The 521-nt window shown below is 38.0% G+C and carries 1 protein-coding gene; it reads right to left on the bottom strand.

The features are described 5' to 3' along the window. Window positions 1–222: 222 nt before the first annotated feature. The coding region (locus AMN73_RS01355) for a bactofilin family protein (protein ID WP_143323183.1) at window positions 223–521 on the bottom strand (299 nt) is incomplete at its 5' end.

Here is a 521-nt window from a genome sequence, read left to right as displayed (position 1 = left end):
GGGGTGTCTTTAATGGAATCGATCCAACAAGATCCATTGTTTGAACACCGGCAATAGTATCCCATTGGGCATAATGAATATGGTTTTCGGATAGAATAAGACTTATCATGGTTTTATCAAACTAGGTGCTCTTAAATAGTTGGGGAAAAAATATATTTTTTAAAGGATTACGAAAGAATATAAGATTGCAAGGTGGAAGGGTAATTGTACCCTGCATAATAATCAGGGTTTTGTTTTTGATCCGGAAGCCGGTTTACGGGAAATTTGTTGAGATTTTTTTCCTGCAGAACTTGCCTTAGTTATGACCGACCCCTTGTATTGTGCACCAGACTGAATAATAATTCGGCTTGCTTTAATATCTCCCACCATACGTCCAGTTTTTGCTATCGAAACAACACCTTTTGAATCAATATTGCCTACTAAAGCGCCGCTGACAGTTACATTAGCAGCTTTTACATCAGCTTTGACTGTACCCGTTTTTTCAATTGAAAGATCTTGTGAAGTTTGTATGGTCCCTTCCA

It is taken from the genome of Candidatus Pelagibacter communis (assembly GCF_001179965.1).
Taxonomy (GTDB): Bacteria; Pseudomonadota; Alphaproteobacteria; order Pelagibacterales; family Pelagibacteraceae; genus Pelagibacter.
The sequence above is the reverse complement of the archived record's forward strand: the minus strand, read 5'-3'. Positions and strand labels throughout refer to the sequence as shown.